The organism is Solwaraspora sp. WMMA2056, assembly GCF_030345095.1.
GTDB lineage: Bacteria > Actinomycetota > Actinomycetes > Mycobacteriales > Micromonosporaceae > Micromonospora_E.
The window spans coordinates 2,553,416-2,574,110 of the sequence record NZ_CP128360.1; the positions used below are offsets into that span (position 1 = coordinate 2,553,416).

The window sequence follows — 20,695 nt, forward strand, 5'->3', positions numbered from 1 at the left end:
TTGCGGGCGGACCGGGCCGGGTCTGTCGGGTACGGCGGGCGGTGCCTGGCGCGGCGGTGCCGGTACGGCGGGCGGTGCCGGCGTGGGCCACCGCGCGGGGTCAGGAGGCAGGATGCTGGACAAGCGCCTCTACCACCACCTGGTCAGCTGGCTGGGGCAGTGGCCGGCCGGGCGGGCGTTGCAGGTGGTGGGTTCGCAACGCCGGGTCGAGCCCGCTTGGGACGGCCGACCCCGCCCGGTGGTCGGCGTCGGCGCCCCCGGCGGCGCGGTGCTGTCGGTACCGCCGGACAAGGTCGAGGCGGTGCGGGCGTTGGCCGACCTGCCGGTCAACGACCTGTTGGCGAAGTTGCCGGCGGCGGTCGGCTACGCGGGCTGGCAGGCCCACCGGGCGGTGTTCCGGTACTGCCTGGCACCGGCGCCGCTGCCGGACGCCGGCGACTGGATCGATCCCACCGACGACTCGCTGCCGCCGTGGCTGCGGCTGTTCCCCCAGGCGGTCCTGGTGGCCCGGGACGCCGACGGGACCTTCCTGGCCGGCGTCGGGATCAAGCGTCACGACGCCCACGGTCAGGAGATCGCCGTCGGTACCGCCCCGGCCGCGCGCGGTCGGGGCCTGGCCCGCCGACTGGTCGCCCAGGCGGCGCGGCGGGTGCTCGACGACGGGGCGGTTCCCACCTACCTGCACGACGCGACCAACGCCGCGTCAGCGAAGGTCGCCTCGGCGGCGGGATTCCGCGACCGGGGCTGGTCGGCGTACGGCATCTCCGCCGACTGACGCCCCGGCCACCGTCCCGGTGCTGGCTGGTGCCGCTGTCTTCTCCCGTCCGGGGGCGGTTCACCCGGTACGGGCGATGCCGGGCCACCCGTTCCTCGGCGACTCTGCCCGTGGGTGGAGGGAGCGGATCATGCCGCAGACAAGGCAGCGGGTACAGGCGAACCAGCCGGGGTCGGCGGGCGCGATGCCGGCCACGGCGGAGTTCTTCGACCGGCTCGGCCACAAGGAGAACGCGGCCCTGCTGCGTCAGATAACCGGCACCGTCCGTTTCGACCTGGCCCACGACGAGCAGGTGGACTACTGGTTGGTCACCCTCAACGACGGGGTCGCCACCCTGTCCCGTGAACACCGCGACGCCGAATGCGTGCTGCGCACCGACGGGGTGATCTTCGAGGCGATGGCGCGGGGGGAGATCAACCCGATGGCGGCGATGCTGCGCGGGCAGATCCTGGTCCTCGGCGATCTCCGGCTGCTGATCCTGATCGAACGGATGATGCCCGGCCCACCCGGCGCTCATGATCCGCGCGCGTACGCCCGGCGGGAGAGGACGGAGTCATGACCGAGGGAATGGTCAGCATCCTGGACGGCAACACGTTCGTGGTCAGTGACAGCCAGGGCGACATCGACGCCTCGCCGGCGGCACCGACCGGATTGTTCTCCTTCGACACCCGGTTCCTGTCGAAGTGGCAGCTGACCATCGACGGGCAACGGCTCTCCTCGCTGTCGGTCGACGACCTGCAGTACTTCGAGGCGCGGTTCTTCCTGGTGCCGGGGGAACCGACGCACTACGTCGACGCCGAACTGTCGGTGATCCGGCAACGGTGGGTGGGCGGCAGCTTCGACGAGGAGATCACCATCCTCAACCACGCCCAGGAGCCGATGGAGCTGACCGTACGGCTGGAGGCGGGTGCCGACTTCGCCGACCTGTTCGAGATCAAGGACGTCCGCAACAAGGTCGGCAAGCACTACGCCCACGTCGACCGGGACTGCCTGCGGCTGGGCTACCAGCGGGAGAGCTTCCACCGGGAGACGATCATCTCCAGCAGCGAGCCGGCCCGCATCGACGAGCACGGCCTGGCGTTCCAGATCGTCGTCGAGCCGCACGGCCAGTGGGTGACCCACATCAAGGTGAAGACGACCGCGATCGGGCCGGACGGGCGGGACCTGCGGGAAGGGCTGCTCGGTCAGCACTTCGACCGGCCGAAGCCGGAGATGCGCCGCGACCTGGACGAGTGGATCGCCCGGGCACCCCGGCTGGCCTGCGACTGCGAACCGCTGGCCTCGACGTACAAGCGCAGCCTGGTCGACCTGGCCGCGCTGCGCTACACCCCGCTGTCGCTCGGCGGGCAGTCGGTGCCGGCGGCCGGTGTGCCCTGGTTCGCCACCATGTTCGGCCGGGACAGCATCTTCACCAGCCTGCAGACCCTGCCGTTCGCTCCGGAGCTGGCCTCGGCCACCTTGAAACTGCTCGCCGCGCTGCAGGGCAGCAAACTCGACGACTTCCGGGACGAGGAGCCGGGCAAGATCCTGCACGAGATCCGGTACGGCGAGTCGTCGGCGTTCGAGGAGCAGCCGCACACTCCGTACTTCGGTGCGGCCGACTCGACGCCGCTGTTCGTGGTGCTGCTCGACGAGTACGAGCGGTGGACCGGCGACGTCAAACTGGTGCGGGCGCTGGAGTCCGAGGCCCGGCGGGCGTTGCACTGGATCGACACCTACGGCGACCTGCTCGGCAACGGCTACGTCTGGTACGAGCGGCGCAACACCGACACCGGTCTGGAGAACCAGTGCTGGAAGGACTCCTGGGACTCCATCTGCTACCGCGACGGGCGGCTGCCCGGGTTTCCCCGGGCCACCTGTGAGCTGCAGGGGTACGCCTACGACGCCAAGGTGCGCGGTGCCCGGCTGGCCCGGCAGGTCTGGAAGGATCCGGCGTACGCCGACCAGTTGGAGCGGGAGGCCGCCGACCTCAAGCGCCGGTTCAACCGGGACTTCTGGGTTGCCGACGGCGAGTACTTCGCGCTCGCGCTGGACCCGGAGGGCGGTCAGGTCGACGCGTTGTCGTCGAACATCGGCCACCTGCTGTGGAGCGGGATCGTCGACGTCGGCAAGGCGAAGAAGCTCGCCAAGCACCTGGTCAGCCCCCAGATGTTCTCCGGCTGGGGGGTGCGGACCCTGGCTGAGGGGGAGGGCCGGTTCAACCCGATCGGCTACCACGTCGGCACGGTCTGGCCGTTCGACAACTCGTTCATCGCCTGGGGGCTGCGCCGGTACGGGTTCCTGGAGGAGTCGGCCCGGATCGCCGACGGGATCATCAACGCCGCGCAGTACTTCAACGGCCGGCTGCCGGAGGCGTTCGGCGGCTACGACCGGGCGTTGACGAAGTACCCGGTGGAGTATCCGACCTCCTGCAGTCCGCAGGCCTGGTCGACCGGTGCGACGCTGCTGCTGCTGCGGACCCTGCTCGGGTTGGAGCCGCAGGGCGAGCATCTGGTCGTCGACCCGGCGTTGCCGATCAGCCTGGGCCGCATCGAACTGCTCGACATTCCCGGCAGGTGGGGGCACATCGACGCGTTCGGCCGGGGCCGCATCGACCTGAACCGCACCTCGCGCCGGCAGAGCGCCTGACCACCCTGCGGCCCGGCCCGACCTGAGCCCCGGCCCGGCCCGTGGACCGGGTCGGGCTTAGGGTCGATGTCGTGGCTGTGCGAGTAGGGATCGTCATTCTGCCGGACGAGCCGTGGTCGGTGATGGCGCACCGGTGGCGGCAGGTCGAGCAGTGGGGTTTCGACCACGCCTGGACGTACGACCATCTGGGCTGGCGGGACCTGGTCGACGGGCCCTGGTTCGACGCGGTGCCGACGCTGACCGCCGCCGCGACCGTCACGGATCGGATTGCGCTGGGCACTCTGGTCTCGTCACCGAACTTCCGGCACCCGGTGCACTTCGCCCGGGAGATCACCGCCCTGGACGACATCTCCGACGGCCGGGTGCTGCTCGGGGTGGGTGCCGGCGGGCTCGGCTTCGACGCCACCGTCCTCGGTACGCCGCCGCTGACGCCGCGCGCCCGCGTCGACCGGTACGCCGAGTTCGTCGAACTGCTCGACCTGCTGCTGCGAACCGACCGGGTCACCTGGCAGGGCCGGTACTACCAGGCGGTGGACGCCCGCAGCACCCCCGGCTGCCGGCAGCGGCCCCGGGTGCCGTTCGTGCTGGCCGCCAACGGCCCCCGGTCGCTGGCCCTGGCGGCCCGGTTCGGCGCCGGCTGGGTGACCACCGGCACCGACTTCGACGACCTGGAATCGTGGTGGGCGTCGGTGGCCCGCCTGGCCGAGCGGTGTACGGCGACCCTCGACCAGGTCGACCGGGATCCGGCGGATCTGCGCCGTTACCTGTCGCTGGACTCCGCGCCGGTCTTCTCGCTCAGCAGCGCCGGGTTCTTCGCCGACGCCGTCGAGCGGGCCGCCGGGCTCGGCTTCACCGACGTGATCACCCACTGGCCGCGCCGCAGCAGCTGGTACGCCGGCGACGAGCGGGTCCTCGTCGAGGTCGCCACCGACGTGCTGCCGTCCCTGCGCGGACGACCCCGGACCGGTTGACCCGGCCCGGGGCGCTCAATCGTCGCTCAGTTGGTCACCAGCCCCAGCTGATGCGCACCGGCGTCGCGGTGGAGTAGCCACGGTTGCTCTGTCCGGGGTAGAGCCAGAGGTCGCCGGTGGCGTCGTTGCGGGTGACGATGTCGGCGTGGCCGTCGCGGTCCCAGTCGACGGTGCCGAAGGCGGTGTAGCCGCGCCAGCCGTTGCCGATCCGGACCCGTGGGACGGTGGACCCGCCGCGGACGCTCTGTCCGGGGTACAGCCATAGATCGGCGGTGTCGTTGTCCCGGCTGATCAGGTCCACGTGGCGGTCGCGGTCCCAGTCGACGAGCCCGAACGGGCTGTGGGCGTTGGCGCCGGAACCGATCAGCACCCGGGGGGTGCCGGCCGGTCCACGGGTGCCCGTGCCGGGGTAGAGCCACAGCTGTCCGGTGCCGTCCTGGCGGGCCACGATGTCGGGGTTGCCGTCACGGTCCCAGTCCGCTGCCCCGTACGGGGTGAATCCGGCCCAGCCGGTGCTCAGCCGCACCGGGGTGGCGGTGGAGTAGCCGCGCTTGCTCTGTCCGGGGTAGAGCCAGAGGTCGCCGGTGGTGTCGTTGCGGGTGAGGATGTCGGCGTGGCCGTCACCGTCCCAGTCGACCGTCCCGAACGGCGTGTACGGCACGGCGGTGAGCTGGCTGAGCAGCCAGGTCCGGTTGCCGCCGGCACCGACCTCGCTGTAGGAGGCGGCCCCGGTGCAGCTGGCCGCCTTCAACACACCGGCCTGCACGTAGGTGCCGCCGGCGGAGACCAGCAGCGGGCCGCCGCTGTCGCCCTGGCAGGGCCCCCGGTCGACCATCAGCCGTTTGATGCCCAGGCTGTCCGGCTGTGACGGGGTGATGAAGACGCCGACGAACGGCAACCGCGACGGCAGGTTCCCGGCGCCGTCGCGTCCCCAGCCGACGGCGATGCCCTGGTCGTACGGGGTGAACGGGCCGCCTTGTACACCGTCGGACAGGTGCACCTCGGCCGGAGTGGTCAGCCGCACCGGCGTGATGCTGGTGATCGGCGAGCTGAGTTCCAGCAGTGCCAGGTCGTTGTGACCGCCGATGTACTGCGGGTGGGCCACGATCCGGTGGACTCGGCGGAGCTCGCCGCCGGTGCCGGCGGTGGTGTTGCCGACCCGGACGGTCACGTCGCCGACGGAGGTCGGCGCCGCGCAGTGGGCGGCGGTGAGCACCCAGCCGGGGTGGACGAGGCTGCCGGTGCAGAGTCCGCCGACGGCGGTGTTGCGCACTTCGGCGACGAAGCGCAAGTCGCCGGCGGCGACCGGTTGGCCGCCGACGATGGCCTGGGCCGGGCCGGGGGTGAGCAGTGGGGTGAGTCCGGCGAGCAGGACGGCGGCCAGCGGGGTGGCCAGCCGGTGTCGGGACGGGCCTCGGGTCGGTCGGTGGTGCTGTCGCATGGCGGTACTCCGGAATCGACGGGCCGACGGGGGTGTCACCCGGGGAGGGTGGGCCCGTGGGCTGTTGTCGACCAGAGTGGAGTTTCCGGACGCGTCCGGACGATCACCGTCGGTGTTGTGGCACGAATTGGGTAGACGGCGTGATGGTCAATCTGAGAGGGGTGGCGTCGCCGGCGTAGCGTCCGCCGTCCGGTGCTGCTGTTGCGGTACCGAGGCGGGCCCGCCGACGTCGGCCCGCAGCGCGGCGACCTCGGCCCGCAGTTCGACCAGCTGCGCGGTGAGCGCGGCGACGTCCGCCCGGGTGGCCGGCGCCGTACCCGCCTCGGCGGCCGTGCGTTCCGCCGCCGAGCCCGCACCGGCGGCCTCCGTCGCACCCGCCTCGTCCTCCGCCGCCTCCGCCTCCGCCGAGGCGGTGGAGATCCGCTCCACGATCCAGCTGGCCAGGGAACCGGTGACGAAACCGATCAGGCCGATTCCGCCGATCATGAGGGCCAGGGCGACGAACCGGCCGGTGGTGGTGACCGGGAAGTAGTCGCCGTAGCCGACGGTCGTGATGGTCACCACCGCCCACCAGAGCGCATCCGGATAGCTGTTGATCGCCCCGTCCGGATCGGCCCGCTCGGCGTCGAGCACCGCCAGCCCGGAGACGATCACCAGCAGGACCGTGGTCGAGCCGACGTAGAGCGCCAACCGGCCGCGCGCCCAGATCTCGGTACGCCGGGTCAGGGTGAGCACGGCGGTGACCAGTCGCAGCATCCGCAGCGGCCGCAGCACCGGCAGCAGCAGCACGACCAGGTCGAACGCGTGACCGCGGACGAACCGCCACCGGTCGTCGGCCAGCCACAGCCGGACGGCGTAGTCGACCCAGAACAGCAGCCAGATCGCGATGTTGGCAGCGACACACACGGCACGCCAGCGCGGCGGCAGTTGCGGGTAGAGAATGGGCGCGGCGTAGACGACGAGGAACGCCACGGCGAGCACGGTCAACCCGGCCGCGCTGCGGCGTTCCCAGCTGGCGACCCGGTCCTCGCTACGGAGGCCGGTCCCCGGATCATGGAGAGACATGCCGAACAGGCTGCCTCATGGCGGCAACCGGCTGATCAGCGGCCGACGACCCGACCAGCCGGCCGGGGCGCGGCGGGCCGGCCGCCACGGCCGGTGGCGGCGGCCGATGTGGCGTCGTGGTGCCGACCGGCTGCACCACCCGGCGAAGGTGATCGCCGGCGGGTTCGCCATTGCCGTACTGATCGGCACGGCCCTGCTGATGTTGCCGGTGGCGACCCGCGACGGGACCTCGCCGTCGCTGGTCGACGCCGTGTTCACCGCGACCTCGGCGGTCTGCGTGACGGGCCTTGTCGTGGTCGACACGGCCGGCTACTGGTCCACCTTCGGTCAGTTGGTCATCCTGGGCCTGATCCAGGTCGGCGGACTGGGCATCATGACCCTGGCCACCCTGTTGACGGTGCTGCTGTCCCGGCGGCTCGGTCTGCGGGCGCGGTTCCTGGCCCAGGCCGAGACCAAGGCACTGAGCGTGCGCGACGTCCGTCGGGTGGTGCGCAACATCGTGCTGTTCAGCCTGGTGGTCGAGGCGGCGGTGGCGGTCGTGCTGACCGCCCGGTTCGCGCTCGGCTACGACTACGCGTGGGGCCGGGCCGCGTACCACGGGATCTTCCATGCGGTCTCGGCGTTCAACAACGCCGGCTTCGCCCTGTACGCCGACAGCCTGATCGGGTTCGTCGCCGACCCCTGGATCATGACTGCGGTCGCGGTCGCGGTGATCGTCGGCGGCCTCGGCTTTCCGGTGGTGTTCGAGCTGCTGCGGTCCTGGCGCGAACCGCGCTGCTGGTCGGTGCTGACCCGGATCACCGTGGTGCTGACGGTGAGTCTGCTGGTGCTCGGCACGGTGTTGTTCACCCTGGTGGAGTTGCGCAACCCGGCGACGTTCGGCCCGTTGTCCGCCCCGGAGAAGCTGCTGGCCGGCTTCTTCGCCTCGGTGATGACCCGCACGGCCGGGTTCAACAGCGTCGACATCGCCGGGATGCGTCCGGAGAGTCTGCTGCTCAGCGACATCCTGATGTTCATCGGCGGCGGCAGCGCCGGCACCGCGGGCGGGGTGAAGGTGACCACCGTCGGGCTGCTGGCGTTCGTGCTCTGGGCCGAGATGCGCGGCGAGACCCAGGTCAACGTCGGCGCCCGCCGGGTGCCGGCGGGCAACCAGCGGCAGGCCCTCGCGGTGTTGCTGCTGGCGCTCGGCGCGGTGGCGGTGGCGACGTTCGCCCTGCTCGCGATGACCCGCTTCACGCTGGACCAGGTGCTGTTCGAGGTGGTGTCGGCGTTCGCCACGGTCGGGCTCTCCACCGGCATCACCGCCGGACTGCCACCGGCGGCGGACCTGCTGCTGATCGGGTTGATGTTCATGGGCCGGATCGGCCCGTTGACCGTCGCGTCGGCGCTCGCGTTGCGCGAGCGGAGCCGACGCTACGAACTGCCAGAGGAGAGGATCATCGTTGGCTGAGAAACGCAACGAACCGGTCGTGGTGATCGGGTTGGGCCGCTTCGGCGGCGCGCTCGCGATGGAGCTGACGTCCCGGGGCACCGAGGTGCTCGGCATCGACGGCGACCCGAGGACCACCCAGGGCTTCAGCGGGCAGCTGCCGCACCTGGCCACCGCCGACGCCACCGACCTGGAGGCGCTCCGGCAGCTGGGGGTGGGCGAGTTCCACCGGGCGGTGGTCGGCATCGGCACCGACATCCAGGCCAGCATCCTGGCCACCTCGCTGCTGTCCGAGCTGGGAGTGGCGGACATCTGGGCGAAGGCGATCAGCCGCCAGCACGGCCGGATCCTGGAACGGATCGGTGCCCACCACGTGATCCTGCCCGAGCACGACATGGGGGAGCGGGTCGCCCACCTGCTGACCGGCCGGCTGCTCGACTACGTCGAGGTCGACCGCGACTTCGCGATGGTCAAGACCACCCCGCCGCAGGAGGTGGTCAGCGTGCCGCTGCGCGAGTCGCGGGTGCGGTCGCGGTACGGGGTGACGGTGGTGGCGGTCAAGAGCGAGGCGCACGGGGCCAGGGCGAAGTTCACCTACGCCACCCCGGACACCGTGCTGATGTACGGCGACCTCATCCTGGTGATCGGGACCATCAACGACGTGGAGCGGTTCGCCGAGGCGGACTGACCCGCCGGGCGACGGCGGACTGCCCGGCCGGGCGACGGCGACTGACCCGCCGGGCGACGGGGGACCTACCCACCTAATCCGGCCGTAGGGTCACCGGCGGGGGCGGCGGGCGTGGTAGACGAAGGCCGGCGGCAGGTTGGCCAGCACCGTACGGCCCATCACCACCTCCTCGAAGCGGTCCCGCAGCAGCTGGCGGAACCGGCGGGCCGGCGGGGTCTGCGCGGTCAGCACGTACGCGAAGGTGGTGAACGCCCCGTCCGGGGTCAGCACGTCACACACCGAGTCGAGCGCGGCCAGCTGCAGGTCACGCGGGAACGACACCCACGGCAGCCCGCTGACCACCACGTCGGCGGCGTCCACTCCACGGGCGGTGACCAGGGACCGGCACTGCGCCGCGTCCCCGGTGATCACCTCGACCTGCGGGTGCCGGTCGGCGAGCAGGTCGGCCAGGGTCGGGCTCAGCTCGACGGCGAGGTGGCGGCCGCGGCCGCCGAGGCGGTCCTGGATGACGCCGGTGAAGGCGCCGGTGCCGGGGCCGAGCTCGACGACGACCGGGGCACCGCGTTCCGGGATCGGGGCGGTGATCGCCTCGGCCAGCCGCCGGGAGCTCGGGGCGACCGCGCCGATGCGGGTCGGGGCGCGCAGGAACTCGCGCAGGAACGTCCCGGCGTCACCGCTGCGGCGCGCGGCCGGCACCTGCCCGGGCTGCGCCGCCGGTCCGGGCTGCGACGTGGCGGCGGTCTCGGACACGGGTACGGACATGCGGCGGGGCTCCTCTGCGCGGGGGGTGCGCCGGTGGACCGGCAGCCTACAGGATCGGCGATCATGGCGCGCAGTGTCAACGGGGCACCGGTCGACACCCCCGCTCAGCCGGTGCCGTCGCCGAGCAGCCCGCGCAGGTAGCTGGCCTGACCGACGTGCTGTAGGTCGTCGTTGGCGACGCTGACCAGCCGGACCCCGAGGGTGACCGGCGGATCCCAGCTGTCGTCGACGACCCGGTCCAGGTCGGTGTCGGCCAGGCCGTGCAGGAACCGACGGGTCCGCTCGGCGACCGCCGTGTGGTAGTCGACCAGCGCCGCCGCGCTCTCCGGGGCGATCGCCGCGACCTGAGCGGCGGTGTGGCCGTACCCGGTGTCGGCCGGCTCGGCCCGGTCCAGGCCGAACCGCTTCGCCCAGCCGCCCCCGGTCCAGACCTGCGGCTCGCCGCGTACCTCGGCCAGGTGGTCGTCCTGGATCCGGGTCAGATGCCAGACCAGCCAGCCGATCGGGTTCGCACCCGGTGCCGGGGTCCAGCGCAGCTGCTGCGGGCTCAGCCCGTCGACCGCCTCGCGTACCAGGTCCGGCAGCCGGTCGAAGGTCTCCACCAGCAGTTCGCTCGTGCGCACCGTGCCTCCCCTCTGCGCGGGCCCTGCCTGGCCGGCCGTGGCGGCCGTAGGCTATCAACGTCACATGGCCCGCTACCTGCTCTTTCCCGGTCGCCACCACCTTCTCACCCGATTCCAGGGCGAATACCTGACCCGGCTGGCCGTCGCCGAGGGCGACGCCGACGGACCGGCGACGGTGGTGTGGGCGGTGACGTCGGCCAACCACAGCAACACCCGGCGCAACCCGGTGCCCTATCACCGGCGGGAAGCCGCGATCGAGCGGTTCAGCGTGCTGACCGGATTGCGCTCGGTGGTGGTGCCGGTCTTCGACACGGTCGCCACCGGCCGGTTCGCCGAGGTCACCGTGAAGACGGTGGCGGCGGTGACCGGGCTGGAACTGACCCCGGCGGACACGGTCCTGGCCTGCTCGACGCCGGAGGTCGCGGCCATGTACGAGCGGCTGGGTTTCCCGGTGGCCGGCGTCGAGGCCGAGGTCGACCCGACCCCGGACCGCCCGTGGGACGTGTTGCTGCGGCTGGCCGGCGACGACGACGGCTGGCGGGAGCTGGCTCATCCGGCGAGCGTCGACGTCTTCGACCGGTACGGCCTGGCCGGGCACGTCCGGTCGGTGGTCAACGATCCGGTCGTCGGCGCCGAGGGTGGGCTCACCGCGACCCGGGACTACCGCAGCTACGCCGAGGCGTTCGCCGAGGCGGCGCAGCGCAAATGGGACGCCGTCCGGGAACATGTGCGGCCCGGGCGGATCGTCGACATCGGCTGCGGTGCCGGCGCCGTGCTCGAGTTGGCCGACCGGGAGCCCGCGCTGCGCGAGAGCGACCTGATCGGCGTCGAGGTGGCCCGGCACCTGTACGAGGAGTGCGTGCACAAACGGGCACAGGGCTACTTCCGTAACCCGAACGTCTTCTTCTACCAGCGCAACGTGCTCGGCGGGGCGGTGTTCGCGCCCCGGTCGGTGGACACCACGTTGACGTTCGCGTTGACCCACGAGATCTGGTCGTACGGCGAGCAGCTGTCCTCCGTACGCCGGTTCGTGCAGGCCATCTACGACCACACGGTGCCCGGCGGGGTGTGGATCAACAGCGACGTCTGCGGTCCGGACGGCGGTGACCGGCCGGTACGGCTGCGGCTGTCGACGGCCGACGGCGCGAACCCGCCAGGGCCGCGTACCGACCTCGCCGACGGGCCGGCCAGCGAGGTCGCCGCCTACGTGCGTGGCTTGTCCACCCGGGCCCGGCTGGACCAGTTCGCGGTCGACTTCGCGTTCCCGTTCGACCACCGGCCGGTCGACGGGGCACCGGAGGTCGTCGAGACGACCCTGGCGGCGGCGATGGACTTCCTGACCCGCAAGGACTACCCGGACAACTGGCTGTCCGAGACCCGGGAGCAGTTCTGCGGGCTGGAGTACGCCGACTGGAAGGCGTTGCTGGCCGACGTCGGGTTCGAGATCGACCCGGCCAGCGGGCCGCTGCGCAACGACTGGATCGGCGACCATCGGCTCGCCCCGGTCGCATCGTTGTCCACCCTCGACGGCCGGCCGATGGACTGGCCGGTGACGCACGTGCTGCTGGTGGCCCGCCGGCCGGTGAACAGCTGAGCGGTCAGAGCCGATCGAACGGTGCGGCGTAGCGGAACCGGCCCGGTGTCGGCGGCGTCGGGCCCAGCGGCCGGGCCTGAAAGTAGTGCCCCCACTGCGGATCGGGCGCGACGATGCCGAAGTCGCTGGCCGGGCGCAGCCCGAACCGCCGGTAGTACGCCGGGTCGCCGAGCAGCACGACGAGGGTCTCGTCACGGGCTTCGGCGGCGGCGAGCACCGCGTGCATCAGGGCCGAGCCGACACCGGCGCGCTGCCGGTCCGGGCGGACCGCCAACGGGCCGAGGCCCAGCGCCGGCCGGTCGTCGACGTACCCCCGGGTGCAGACCACGTGCCCGACGATCCCGCCCGCGTCGACCTGGCCCGCGACGGCGGCCGGTGCGCCCGGGTCCGTGTCGGCCGGTCCGTCGACGGCGACCAGCGACAGCGCCGGGATCCACCCGGGGTCGGCGCGGAGTTCGTCCAGCAGCCCGACCTCGACCGGCGGCCGGTCGTCGGGCTCCGGCCCTTGCCCTGGCCCCGACTCCGCAGGCCGGCGGAAAGCCGCCGTCACGACCGCCCGGACCGCCGCGACATCGTCGGCGCGTTCCCGTCTGACCAGCATGGCCGCCATCCGATCAGGCGGTGCACCGACCCGGCAACCGGATTCGCGGCGCGGCGCGGGACAATCGTCGGCCATGCCCATCGATCTGTACGACGTCATTCACCGCCGCCGCGACGTGCGGGCCGAGTTCACCGGCGCGCCGGTGCCCGACGACGTGCTGCACCGCGTCCTGGCCGCCGCGCACGCCGCGCCGAGCGTCGGGCTGACCCAGCCGTGGGATTTCGTGCTGGTCCGGGATCCGGCGGTCCGCGACGCCTTCCACGCCCATGTGCAGCAGGAACGGCGGACGTTCGCGCGGAGCCTCGACCCGGCGGCGGCGGCCCGGTTCGCGCACATCAAGATCGACGGGGTACGGGAGGCCACGTTGTCGATCGTGGTGACCTACGACCCGCAGCGGGGCAGCCCGGCGGTGCTCGGCCGGCATGCCATCGCCGACGCCGGGCTCTACTCGGTCTGCCTGGCCATCCAGAACCTCTGGCTGGCCGCCACCGCCGAAGGTCTCGGGGTCGGCTGGGTCTCGTTCTACCGGGAGCCGTTCCTGCGGGACCTGCTCGGTGTCCCGGCCGGCGTCCGGCCGGTGGCGTGGCTCTGCGTCGGGCCGGTGAGCGGGCTGGCCGACGTGCCTGACCTGGAGCGGCACGGCTGGCGGGCGCGTCGGCCGTTGACCGAGGCCCTGCACCACGACCGTTGGTGAGCCACTGGCCCCCCGAACCCGCGATTTGCTGAAACAGCAAGGAAGTTTGCCGATACGCTGACCCTGCGCGGATCGTGGGTGCCGGAGGTGGTCAGCTTGACTGACAACGAGGCGGGGGGACCCGCATACCGTACCGCCGTGGCGGTGATCGGCGGCGGTGCCGCCGGGCTGAGCGCGGCGCTGACCCTGGCCCGCGCCCGGCGCGGGGTCATCGTGATCGACGCCGGCGAGCCCCGTAACGCGCCCTCGGGCGGCGTGCACGGTTTCCTCACCGGCGAGGGCATGCGCCCGGCCGACCTGGTCGCCACCGGTCGGCGCGAGGTCGAACGGTACGGCGGCATCGTGCTGCCCGGCCGGGCGGTGGCGGCCGAACGGGTCGACGACGGATTCGCCGTCCGGCTCGCCGACGGGGCTACCGTCGCCGCCCGGCGGCTGCTGCTGGCCACCGGCGTGGTCGACGAGTTGCCGCCGATCGCCGGGCTGCGCGAGCGCTGGGGCCGGGACGTGCTGCACTGCCCGTACTGCCACGGGTGGGAGATCCGCGACCAGCCGGTCGGGGTGATCGGCGCCAACGAGATGGCGCTGCACCAGGTGCAGCTGTTCCGGCAGTGGACCTCGGACCTGGTGCTGTTCACCCACACCGGGGTCACCCTCACCGACGAGCAGGCCGAAGCGCTGGCCGCCCGGGGCGTACGGGTGGTGCCCGGTGAGGTCACCGGGGTGGAGGCCACCGACGACCGGCTCACCGGGGTGCGCCTCGCCGACGGGACCGTGGTGCCCCGTACAGCGGTGACGGTGGCGTCCCGGCTGCACATCGGCGACGGCATCGGCGGCGCCGACGGGCTGCTGGCCCAGCTCGGGGTGCCGGTGACGGCCCACCCGACGGGCATGGCCGAGCAGGTCGAGGCCGACCCGACCGGGCAGACCCCGGTGCCGGGCATCTGGGCCGCCGGCAACCTGACCAACCCGTTCGCCCAGGTGATGGCGTCGGCGGCGGCCGGGGCGATGGCGGCGGCAGCGCTCAACGCCGATCTGGCGCAGGCGGACACCACCGAAGCGGTCCGCCGGCACCGGGCCGTCGCCGTCGGCGAGGACGACTACGGTCTGCCGGTGCACCACGGGCCGGCGGACGTCGCCGCGATGGTCAGCCAGGAGTTCTGGGACGAGCGGTACGGCGCCGTCGACCGGGTGTGGAGCGGCAACCCCAATCCGCAGCTCGTCACCGTCGTGGCCGGCCTGCCCGCCGGCACCGCCTGCGACGTCGGGGCCGGCGAGGGGGCCGACGCGATCTGGCTCGCCGACCAGGGCTGGGAGGTGACCGCGGTCGACGTGTCGCCGGTGGCGCTGCGCCGGGCCGCCGACCAGGCGGCGGCGGTCGGTGACGACGTGGCGAAGCGGCTCACCTGGCAGCAGGCCGACCTGCGGACCTGGGATCCGGGTGCGGCCCGGTTCGACCTGGTCAGCGCGCAGTTCATGCACCTGCCGGACCCGGACCGGGCGATGCTGCACCGCCGGCTCGCGGCGGCGGTCCGCCCCGGCGGCACCCTGCTGATCGTCGGCCACCACCCGAGCGACCTGGAAATCCCCGGGATCCGCCGGCCGCGCCTGCCGGATCTGATGTTCACCGCCGAGCAGGTAGCGGCCGTGCTGGACCCGTCGGAGTGGGCCAGCGTACGGGTCGAGACGATCGCCCGGTCGGTCACCGGCCCGGACGGCGACCCGATCACGATCCACGACGCGGTGCTGCACGCCGTCCGCCGTAGGTGAGCGGCCGGGACGGCCCGTGAACCAGCCGGGGGCGCCGGGCGAGGACGCCCGACGCCCCCGGAGGGCTGACCGACGTCAGCCGATGACGAGGTCACCACCGGAGGCGGTCAGGTTGACCTCCTCGGTGGCGGTGCCGGTCCAGCTCGACGAGAACATCAGCGTGTCGCCGTCCCAGACGGTGATGCCGATGGTGTCCCGCCGGCCCGGTCCGCCCGCGTCGGTCGCGGTCACCCGCATCGTCAGCCCGGTCGCCACCGGCACCGGCTGCTGCGGGGTGGACAGGTCGAACAGCGTCACCTGGTAGCGCAGCTGCGCCACCGGCACGCCGGCGACCGTGGTCGCGCCGTACGACTCCAGGACGGCGCCCTGGAACTTGTACCGCTGGTCCCCGGAGCGGTAGCCGACCAGCACCTTGCCGGCCAGCTCACCGACGTTGGTGACCCGCCCGTCGAGGCTCACCTCGACCCGGCGCTCGGGGTCCAGCGGGTACGCGCCGGCGGTCGACCCGCTGCGCAGGTAGCCGTCGCCGCTGATCCGCAGCCCGGTCGACGGGGCGACCGTCACCGTGGCCGTGACGGCTCCGGTGTAGCGGCCGTCGACGGTGGCGGTCACCGGGTGGTTGCCGACCGGCAGGGTGGCCGTGCAACTGGCCACGCCGCCGGTGACGTCGCTGCCCCAGAGCTTCACCTCGGTGGTGCACAGCGTGGTGTCACCGGTGGTGAAGGCGAACTGGGTGCCGCGTACGTCGCCGGCCTCGGCACCGACCGCCGCGCGCAGCAGGACCTGCGCGGTGTCCGCGCCGGCCACCGGGTGCACCAGGGTGTCCCCGGTGTACGTCAGCGCGGCCGACCGTACCTGACTGACCCGGATGTCGGCGTCGTTGAGGTCGAAGAAGACGTTGCCGACCGCTTCGATCTTGATCCGACCGGTGGTGGTGTCGATGTTCGGCAACGTGACCGTGGCGCTGCCAGTGTTCGGCACCGCCTCGGCCAGCACGTACGGGAACGTCTTCGCCCCGTCGGTGGACAGCGAGATCTTCACCTGCGCGGCGTTCACCGGCGCCGCGTCGGTGCCGGCCACGTCCCAGGTGACCTCCTGCGTGGAGCCACCAAGGTAGAACGACGGCGTCGGCTGCGAGGTGACCAGGAACGGACCGGCGTCCGGGGCCAGCACGACCTCGGTCTCGGCGTTGCCGACCCCACCGCCGCCGACCCGACCGTCGCGGGCGGTCAACTTGAAGTGCATGGTCCGGTCGTTGTCGTAGCCCACCCAGTCGGCGGTCGGCAGGAACTCCGAGTAGCAGTCGACCAGCGCCTGGGTCAGGTTGGAGGTGCTGCCGCTGGCCGGCGGCTCCGGCACGGCCGGGCAGGCACCGGTCTTCGCGTTGGTGTTGCCGGCCAGGATCTGCGCCATGTCCGGGAAGACCCGCGTCGGGTCGTCGTCGACCGCGTTGAGCCCAGGGGAGTAGTACTGCTGGGTGTCCTGCGGGCTGACCAGCGCCGACGTGCCGAAGACCCGGAACAGCGGGCCGTTGGTCTTGACGTTGTCGGTCAACGCGGTGCCGGCGGTGCTGCCGCCGAGGATCCCGCCCCGGTCGTTCTGCTCCCACATGTACGTCAGCGGGTCGCCGTCGGCGTCGGTGGCGCTACCGGTCAACGCGAACGGGGTCCGTACCGGGATGGTGAACGAGGCCGGCACGGTGACCACCGGCGCGTGGTTGGTGGTCTCGGTGACCTGCCAGCCGCCGTTGTCGACCGGACCGCCCTTGGCGGTCTCGCCGACGAAACCGGCCGCGCCCACGAAACCGGTCAACCCCAGCGCCGGTACGTTGGCCTGCGCCACCGCACCGCCGTTGAACGTCACCTGGAAACCGGTGTCGTTGAGCGCGCCGAGGCCACCGAACGCCGCCACGGTGACCGTCGCGCCGGCCGGCCAGCCGCTGATCGCCTCGATCGCCGCCTTGATACCGGCGGTGGTGTAGTTGACACCACGCACGATCGGCGCCGACGACTGTCCACCGTAGCTGATCGTGAAGGCGTCGCCGTCGGTGTCGAAGTCACGCAGCGAGACCGTCTGCACCTCGTTGATCGCCGGCCGCGACGAGTTCACGAACGTGGTGATCTCGTGGTAGCTGCGCTGCGACCAGTACGGGTCGGAGTGCGGCTGCAGGTTGTCCTGCTGGCAGATCCCCGCGTACGCCATGATCGACGAACCGCTGCCCGGCTCGTACGAGTTGGCGGCGCTGCGGTTGCTGCCGGAGCAGTTCCACTGGGTGCCGTTGAAGGTGTGGTTGCCGGCGAACTGATGGCCGATCTCGTGCGCCACGTAGTCGACGGCGTAGAAGTCACCGACCGGGTTCGGCAGGCCGGTGCAGCCCCGGGCCTTGCCGTCGCCGCCGACCACGCCGAGCCCGGCGACGCCGCCACCGGGCAGCCCGAAACCGATGTGCCCGACGTCGAAGTTGCTGGCCCCGACGAGCTGGCCGAGGACGATCCGGTTGCGGTTGAGCGTGGCACCGGAGCAGCCGGTCAGGTTCGCCTCGGTGAAGCACGGCGCGGCACCGCACGGCCCGTTCGGGCCGGTGGCCAGCTCGGCCGTGTTCAGGTTGGTCTTGTCGGTGTCGTTGATCAGCACGAGCCGGATCGCGGTCTCGTCCTCGTAGATCTGGGTCACCCGGTTGATCAGGGTCACCTTCGCGGCGGTCACGTTCTCCGCGCCGAAGTAGGTCGCGTACGACGGATCGGTCAGAAACGCCAGGCGGTACGTCCGCAGCTGGACCAGCGGCCCGGCCGGCTCGTCGGCCTGCGCCTGGTCGATCCCCTCGCCGATCTGCTCGGCGGCGGCCCCGACGTCGGCCCGCTCGATCAGGTCACCGTGCCGGTTGACCAGGTCGTGTGCGTAGTAGCTGGCGTAGACGCTCTGGTCGCGGTGGTACGGGTCGACGTACCAGGAACCGCTCGACGAGCGGACCGAGGCGTGGAAGCCCAGCGGGGTCAGGTCGGCGCGGATCGTCGCGGTCGGATCGTCGACGCCGGTGCCGGCGTACGTCTGGATCTCCGGGTGGGCGGCGGCGAGACCGTCCTGCATCACCGGAGAGTTGACGGCCTCGAACCGTTGCAGGTCACCGTCCGGGTCGGGCACCGTCAGCAGCAGCGGCGCCGTCGCGGCGGCCCGGGCCGACTCGTCCGGCGCCCGGTCCAGCTGCGCGGCGATCGCGTCCCGGTCCAGGGTGTACGCCGCCAGCCGGCTGGCCTCGATGTCCGGGGTACGCCCGGACCGGCTCGCCGTCGGAGCCTCGTCGAGGGTCGCCCACGGCGAGTCTGCGATCGGCGTACCGCGCTCCGGGGCGGCGACGGCCGCACCGGTCGGGCCGACGGCGGGCAGCAGCGCCGCCGCGACGACGGCGACGAGCAGGACGACCAGCCGCCGGTTACGGGACCGGCCGGTCCCGGGGGGCGGTGGCGACTGGCCACCCGCTGTCGGGGGGATCGGTGTCGAGGGGGTCCGCAAGATGTCTCCTTGGGGGTCCGTCACGAACCACGACCCGTTGCCAGGGGTGCCGAGGCCGACGAGCCATGGATCTTGGGGGGTCGCACCGACGCTAGGGGGCGGCGTCGGCGGTCGGCATCGTCCGTAGGGATGAGACAGTGCCAATCACCGCCGATCCCCTAGTCCGGCCAGTACGCCGGCCACGGATCCGACGCTGGAACGGTTCCACTGGGAAACCTGCGGGAAACGCCGCGCCGCTAGCGGCGCAGGCGTTCGACGGACGGCGCAGGCGGCTCAGGCGTTCGACAGGCGGCCTAGACGGCTCAGACGGTCGACGGGCGGATCAGCGGAATGCGGTCAGGAACCGGTCCCGGAACTGGTCCATTTGCCACACCGGAGCCTGCCCGTCCGGCCGCAACCCGTCCTGCCAGTCCCAGTCGGCGACCGCGTCGAGCACCGCCGGATCCCGGGACACGATGGTCACCGGCACGTCGTGGCTGGCGCTCGGCCCGGTCACCACCGGCGACGGCTGATGGTCGCCGAGGAAGACCACCACCAGATCGTCGTCGCCCCGCGCCTCGATGTAGGAGATGATCGTGCTCAACGAGTAGCCGACGGCCCTCGGGTAGTCGTCGCGCAGGCTCTCCTCCACGGACCGGTTCTCCTGGTCGGCGGCCATCTCCTGACGGTCGAAGACCGCGCCGTCGCGCACCGTGTCCCAGTCGACCAGCTGCGGTACCGGCGTCCACGGCGCGTGGCTGGACAGCAACGCCACCTCGGCCATCACCGGCCCGTCGGTGGCCTGGCGCTCGAGACGGTCGAACGCCGACAGGACGTACTGGTCCGGGATCGAGGCGAAGGCGAACCGGTCACCGGCGTAGCCCATGTTGCGGGAGTCGTACACCTGGTCGTAGCCGAAGAACGCCCCTTCCGGCCAGGCCCGCGAGTTGCCCGGGAAGAAGCCCGACACCCGCCAGCCGGCGCTACCGAACGCCCGGGTCAGCGTCAACCGGTCGCTGGTGACCAGGCTGTGGTACCGCTGCTGGTTGTCCACCCACAGCCCGGACAGGGTGCTGCCGTGCGCCAGCCAGCTGCTGCCGCCGACCGTCGACGAGGTCAGGAACGCGCTGCGCGAACCGAAGCCCTGCGCGGCCAGCCGCTGCGAACCGTCGTCGAGCACGTCGGCGACGTACGGGGCGAACTCCGGGGCGGTCACCGCGTCCCGGCCGTAGCTCTCCACGAACGCCAACAGCACGTCCTTGCCGCGCAGCGCGGTCAGCAGTTCGTCACCGGGCACGTCGCGGAACGCATCCACCGCCGCCAGCTCGGCGAACTCCTGCCGGTCCCGCAGACTCGCGCCGACCTGCAGCGTGTGGTCGTACGCCAGCCGGGCGGTGGCCCGGTCCGCCACCGGCAGTGCGAACGTGACCTGCTCCTGCTCGTAGACGGTCACCGTCGTACCGAGCAGGGCGAACACCAGCCAGCCGGCCGCCATCGTGCCGACCACACCGCCGCCGACCCGCCGGTGCCGGGCGAGCAGCCGGGCCGTGCGCACCGTGGCGAGCACCGCCAGCGCCAGCACCGCGCCGGTGAGCAGAACGGCGCCGACGGCCGCGCCGACCGCCGCCGCCCGCCCGTACGAGGCGTCGAGGAAGCGGTACCCGTCGGCCAGCAGCCCCCAGTCCATCACCGGGTCGAACGGGCGGGCCAGCACGGAGAAGAAACCCATGTCGGCGACCTTGAGCACGGTCAGCACCCCGAGCAGCGCACCGAGCCCGGCCGCCACCGGGGTCCGCAGCCGGCCGGGCAGCACCAGCAGCAGCGCGGCCGCCACGACCGCCTCCAGCGGGATCCGGACGAACGCCGCCGGCACCACGAGGTCACGCTGGTACGGCAGCGTCATCGCCGCCAGCAGGCCGGCCACCGCCAGCGCACTGAGCGCCCAGCCGACGGTACGCCGTACCCGCTGCCGCCAGCCGACCGCTGCGGCCGGCGAAGTCGGCTCGGCCTCCGTCGGCGCGGCCTGCTGCGCCTGCTCGGCCGGCGGAGTCGGCTCGTCCGCTACCTCGGCTGTGGTCTCGGTGGCCGCCGGTGTCTGCGCGTCAGCAGCGGGAGCGTCGGAGTGCGTGGCGGAGGACAAGATCACGGCCTTCCTCATCGTCGACCGG

At 72.5% G+C, this 20,695-nt stretch carries 16 protein-coding genes; 9 read left to right on the forward strand and 7 right to left on the reverse strand.

Going from position 1 to position 20,695, the window contains the following annotated elements; all coding sequences use genetic code 11:
• Nucleotides 1–112 precede the first annotated feature (112 nt).
• From O7608_RS11725 to O7608_RS11740, 4 genes are all read left to right on the forward strand, one after another.
• Nucleotides 113–775, forward strand: coding sequence for a GNAT family N-acetyltransferase (locus O7608_RS11725; protein WP_289209981.1), 663 nt, complete (start codon nt 113–115; stop codon nt 773–775).
• Nucleotides 776–905: 130 nt separating this feature from the next.
• Nucleotides 906–1,334, forward strand: a complete 429-nt coding sequence (locus O7608_RS11730) for an SCP2 sterol-binding domain-containing protein (RefSeq protein WP_289209982.1) — start codon at nt 906–908, stop codon at nt 1,332–1,334.
• Complete coding sequence (locus O7608_RS11735) at nt 1,331–3,403, forward strand: amylo-alpha-1,6-glucosidase (protein WP_289209983.1); 2,073 nt, start codon at nt 1,331–1,333, stop codon at nt 3,401–3,403. Before O7608_RS11730 ends, O7608_RS11735 begins: the two co-directional genes overlap by 4 nt.
• A 122-nt stretch (nt 3,404–3,525) precedes the next feature.
• Nucleotides 3,526–4,374, forward strand: a complete 849-nt coding sequence (locus tag O7608_RS11740; protein ID WP_289210862.1) for an LLM class flavin-dependent oxidoreductase — start codon at nt 3,526–3,528, stop codon at nt 4,372–4,374.
• Nucleotides 4,375–4,408: 34 nt separating this feature from the next.
• Here the strand turns inward: O7608_RS11740 and O7608_RS11745 are convergent, their stop codons facing one another.
• Together O7608_RS11745 and O7608_RS11750 are read right to left on the reverse strand one after the other, a co-directional pair.
• A complete protein-coding gene (locus O7608_RS11745) occupies nt 4,409–5,815 on the reverse strand; it encodes a trypsin-like serine protease (RefSeq protein WP_289209984.1) in 1,407 nt (468 codons plus the stop codon).
• A 147-nt stretch (nt 5,816–5,962) separates the two neighbouring features.
• On the reverse strand, nt 5,963–6,880 hold the full coding sequence (locus tag O7608_RS11750) for a potassium channel family protein (protein WP_289209985.1): 918 nt from the start codon (nt 6,878–6,880) through the stop codon (nt 5,963–5,965).
• On the opposite strand from O7608_RS11750, the gene O7608_RS11755 reads away from it, so the two are divergent.
• Complete coding sequence (locus O7608_RS11755) at nt 6,879–8,330, forward strand: TrkH family potassium uptake protein (RefSeq protein ID WP_289209986.1); 1,452 nt, start codon at nt 6,879–6,881, stop codon at nt 8,328–8,330. The genes O7608_RS11750 and O7608_RS11755 overlap by 2 nt on opposite strands.
• A complete protein-coding gene (locus tag O7608_RS11760) occupies nt 8,323–8,997 on the forward strand; it encodes a potassium channel family protein (RefSeq protein ID WP_289209987.1) in 675 nt (224 codons plus the stop codon). The genes O7608_RS11755 and O7608_RS11760 overlap by 8 nt, the downstream gene beginning before the upstream one ends.
• Before the next feature lie 90 nt (nt 8,998–9,087).
• Here O7608_RS11760 and O7608_RS11765 read toward each other — a convergent pair whose 3' ends face one another.
• Together O7608_RS11765 and O7608_RS11770 are read right to left on the reverse strand one after the other, a co-directional pair.
• Nucleotides 9,088–9,759 (reverse strand): class I SAM-dependent methyltransferase, encoded by a 672-nt coding sequence (locus O7608_RS11765; protein ID WP_289209988.1) that lies wholly within the window; start codon nt 9,757–9,759, stop codon nt 9,088–9,090.
• 104 nt (nt 9,760–9,863) lie between these two features.
• Nucleotides 9,864–10,382 carry a mycothiol transferase gene (locus O7608_RS11770; protein ID WP_289209989.1) on the reverse strand — a complete coding sequence of 173 codons (519 nt, stop codon included), beginning with the start codon at nt 10,380–10,382 and terminating at the stop codon, nt 9,864–9,866.
• A 64-nt stretch (nt 10,383–10,446) separates the two neighbouring features.
• Between O7608_RS11770 and O7608_RS11775 the strand changes: the two genes are divergently transcribed.
• Entirely contained in the window at nt 10,447–11,976 is a 1,530-nt protein-coding gene (locus tag O7608_RS11775) for a class I SAM-dependent methyltransferase (protein ID WP_289209990.1), read from the forward strand.
• A gap of 4 nt (nt 11,977–11,980) precedes the next feature.
• On the opposite strand, the gene O7608_RS11780 is transcribed toward O7608_RS11775, so the two are convergent.
• Complete coding sequence (locus tag O7608_RS11780) at nt 11,981–12,577, reverse strand: GNAT family N-acetyltransferase (protein WP_289209991.1); 597 nt, start codon at nt 12,575–12,577, stop codon at nt 11,981–11,983.
• A 79-nt stretch (nt 12,578–12,656) separates the two neighbouring features.
• Between O7608_RS11780 and bluB the strand changes: the two genes are divergently transcribed.
• Together bluB and O7608_RS11790 are read left to right on the forward strand one after the other, a co-directional pair.
• Nucleotides 12,657–13,271 carry a 5,6-dimethylbenzimidazole synthase gene (gene bluB / locus O7608_RS11785; protein ID WP_289210863.1) on the forward strand — a complete coding sequence of 205 codons (615 nt, stop codon included), beginning with the start codon at nt 12,657–12,659 and terminating at the stop codon, nt 13,269–13,271.
• 96 nt (nt 13,272–13,367) lie between these two features.
• Nucleotides 13,368–15,038 (forward strand): bifunctional NAD(P)/FAD-dependent oxidoreductase/class I SAM-dependent methyltransferase, encoded by a 1,671-nt coding sequence (locus tag O7608_RS11790; RefSeq protein ID WP_289209992.1) that lies wholly within the window; start codon nt 13,368–13,370, stop codon nt 15,036–15,038.
• Nucleotides 15,039–15,113: 75 nt separating this feature from the next.
• Here the strand turns inward: O7608_RS11790 and O7608_RS11795 are convergent, their stop codons facing one another.
• Together O7608_RS11795 and O7608_RS11800 are read right to left on the reverse strand one after the other, a co-directional pair.
• Nucleotides 15,114–18,548 (reverse strand): reprolysin-like metallopeptidase, encoded by a 3,435-nt coding sequence (locus tag O7608_RS11795; RefSeq protein WP_289209993.1) that lies wholly within the window; start codon nt 18,546–18,548, stop codon nt 15,114–15,116.
• A 322-nt stretch (nt 18,549–18,870) separates the two neighbouring features.
• Entirely contained in the window at nt 18,871–20,673 is a 1,803-nt protein-coding gene (locus tag O7608_RS11800; RefSeq protein ID WP_289209994.1) for a sulfatase-like hydrolase/transferase, read from the reverse strand.
• Between the last annotated feature and the right edge of the window lie 22 nt (nt 20,674–20,695).

Excerpts from the sequence above, each read along its gene's own strand:
- O7608_RS11725 (WP_289209981.1), top strand. The coding sequence starts at position 113 with ATGCTGGACAAGCGCCTCTACCACCACCTGGTCAGCTGGCTGGGGCAG.
- O7608_RS11730 (WP_289209982.1), top strand. The coding sequence starts at position 906 with ATGCCGCAGACAAGGCAGCGGGTACAGGCGAACCAGCCGGGGTCGGCG.
- O7608_RS11735 (WP_289209983.1), top strand. The coding sequence starts at position 1,331 with ATGACCGAGGGAATGGTCAGCATCCTGGACGGCAACACGTTCGTGGTC.
- O7608_RS11740 (WP_289210862.1), top strand. The coding sequence starts at position 3,526 with ATGGCGCACCGGTGGCGGCAGGTCGAGCAGTGGGGTTTCGACCACGCC.
- O7608_RS11745 (WP_289209984.1), bottom strand. The coding sequence starts at position 5,815 with ATGCGACAGCACCACCGACCGACCCGAGGCCCGTCCCGACACCGGCTG.
- O7608_RS11755 (WP_289209986.1), top strand. The coding sequence starts at position 6,879 with ATGCCGAACAGGCTGCCTCATGGCGGCAACCGGCTGATCAGCGGCCGA.
- O7608_RS11750 (WP_289209985.1), bottom strand. The coding sequence starts at position 6,880 with ATGTCTCTCCATGATCCGGGGACCGGCCTCCGTAGCGAGGACCGGGTC.
- O7608_RS11765 (WP_289209988.1), bottom strand. The coding sequence starts at position 9,759 with ATGTCCGTACCCGTGTCCGAGACCGCCGCCACGTCGCAGCCCGGACCG.
- O7608_RS11775 (WP_289209990.1), top strand. The coding sequence starts at position 10,447 with ATGGCCCGCTACCTGCTCTTTCCCGGTCGCCACCACCTTCTCACCCGA.
- O7608_RS11780 (WP_289209991.1), bottom strand. The coding sequence starts at position 12,577 with ATGCTGGTCAGACGGGAACGCGCCGACGATGTCGCGGCGGTCCGGGCG.